The sequence below is a fragment of the Pseudoduganella sp. RAF53_2 genome (assembly GCF_052113985.1).
Classification (GTDB): Bacteria; Pseudomonadota; Gammaproteobacteria; order Burkholderiales; family Burkholderiaceae_D; genus Rugamonas.
Window position 1 is genome coordinate 1 of sequence record NZ_JBFRDW010000808.1, and the last position, 2,307, is coordinate 2,307.

2 protein-coding genes are annotated in these 2,307 nt (G+C 61.4%); one reads left to right on the forward strand and one right to left on the reverse strand.

The annotated features are described in order from the left end of the window. The first annotated feature begins 205 nt into the window (after window positions 1-205). Complete coding sequence (locus AB4Z11_RS29760) at window positions 206-1,516, forward strand: sugar MFS transporter (RefSeq protein WP_442029496.1); 1,311 nt, start codon at window positions 206-208, stop codon at window positions 1,514-1,516. Window position 1,517: 1 nt separating this feature from the next. Here AB4Z11_RS29760 and AB4Z11_RS29765 read toward each other — a convergent pair. Next, window positions 1,518-2,307: alpha/beta hydrolase (locus tag AB4Z11_RS29765; protein ID WP_442029498.1), on the reverse strand; the 790-nt coding region annotated here is incomplete at its 5' end.

The following is a 2,307-nucleotide window of genomic DNA, read 5'->3' on the forward strand; positions in this document are numbered from 1 at the left end:
GTTCGAATGGCCGATGGTACAGACAAGTTCCTGTGTCATTCGTCCATTCTGGCATGAACRCTCCGCGCGCAGCGCACCGCCCATGAACTTGCTGTGGCTTGATGAGAGCCATATCAAAAATGATATAGCTCGCGAGCATTTAGTTATTGGAGATACATACCCGAAGGGGATAACATGATCCGCACCATCGCTTTGGAGTCCCGTAATGCCAGGTCCTGTTTCTGCTGCATCCTCCGTCGTTGAACCGCAATCCCAGTCCAGCGCCAGCTACGGCGCGGTGATGTCGCTGCTGGCGAGCCTGTTCTTCACCTGGGGCTTCATCACAGTCATTAATAACACCCTGCTGCCGCACTTGCGCAGTGTGTTCGAACTGAATTACACGCAGACCACGCTGATCGAATCGGTATGGTTCATCGCCTACTTCGTGGCATCGATTCCTTCAGCAAAGCTGATCGAGCGCGTCGGCTACAAGAAATCGCTGGTGATCGGACTGACGATCATGGCGGCCGGTGCGCTACTGATGATCCCCGCGGCCCGTCTGCCTTCCTATGCGGTAACGCTGTGCGCGCTGTTCATTGTCGCTTGCGGCATCACGCTACTGCAGGTGTCGGCCAATCCTTATGTGACCGTCGTCGGCTCGCCGCAGACCGCGTCTTCGCGGCTGAATCTGGTGCAAGCCTTTAACTCGCTGGGCACCACGCTGGCGCCGCTGTTCGGTGCTTACCTGATCCTGGGACGTTCCACTTCCGGCACCGCCGGCGCAGGCCAGGTGCTGACGCAGGCCGAGCGGCTGGCCGACGCGCAAGCGGTACAGCTGCCTTATCTGATCGTGGCGGCCGTGCTGGTGGTGCTGGCACTGGTCATCGCGCGCTTCCCGCTGCCTGCGCTGCATCACTCGTCCACGGCACGCGCCAGCAAGGACCAGCGTGCATCGATGTCGCTGTGGCGTCACCGCAATCTGGTGTTCGGCGTGCCGGCCATCTTCATTTATCTGATCGCGGAAATCGGCGTCGCCAACCTGTTCATCAATTTCGTTGGCCAGCCAAACATCGGCAACGTGAATCACGAACAAGGCGCGCATTACCTCTTCCTGCTATGGGGCGGCATGATGGTTGGCCGCTTCGTCGGCAGCTTCCTGATGCGTCTGACCACTGCGGAACGCGTGCTGGCAGGCTGCAGCATCGGTGCCTTTATCGTCATGATGATCGCGGCACTGGGTTCAGGACACGTCGCAATGTGGGCGCTGATCTCGGTGGGCCTGTTCCACTCCGTGATGTTCCCGACCATCTTCACGCTCGGCATCAAGGGCCTTGGCCCGCTGACCGAAGAAGGCGCCGGTCTGCTGATCATGGCGATTGCAGGCGGCGCGCTGGTCGTGGTGCAGGGCTGGCTGGCCGACACCTTCGGCCTGCAGCTGTCTTTCCTGCTGACCGCCGCATGCGAGCTGTATGTGCTGTTCTACGCCGTGTGGGGCGCGCGTCCGACCAACGCGTTCCCCGACGAGCACGCGGAATAAGCTAAGACCATAGCCAGCGCAAAGCGTCCGCCAGGATGGCGCCGCCGTGGCGCAGAGAGTGGCCACCCTCGCCTATCACCAGCTGGTATGCGTAGCCGCGATAAGCCAGCGCTTCCGCCAGCTGGCGATTGGCCAGTTGCCAGTGCCCGAACGTGATGTTCAAATCATGCTCGCCCGTTTGCAGGAATACCCGCAGCGGGCGTTGTTCTTCGCGCCGCACCCGCTTCGCACATTGATCACCGCCGCGGATGTCCACAAAGCTGCCGCAATGGCTTAGCACCTTGCCGAATGCGTCCGGACGTTCCCATGCGGCGTTGAAAGCACAAACGCCACCGGAGCTGATGCCGGCCAGGCCACGCTGCGCAGGGTCCGAGGAGATGCGGTAGCCTTCCGTCGCTTCCGGCAGCAACTCTTCCAGCAGGAAACGCACATAGGTATCGCCTTGTGCATCGTATTCGATGCTGCGATTGTCGGAGCCGCCGTAGACCGGCAAGCCCGGTCCCCTCTCGCCAGGATCGACAAATACGGCGATGGTTGGCGGCAGTTCACCGCTCGCGATCAGGCTATCCAGCACACGCGCTGCATTCGCTTCCGGCCCCAGATAGCGGGAGCCATCCTGGAATACCAGCAGACTGGCGTCCGCGCTACCGTCGTACTGCAYGGGCACATACACCGAATAGTTGCGTTCGACGCCGGGATAGATCTTTGCGCCGCGATGGCGCCGGCGCAGGACCGGGCCGGCGGGCACAGAATCCGGCACCTGGATGGCCTGATAGGGCTCAGGACGTGAC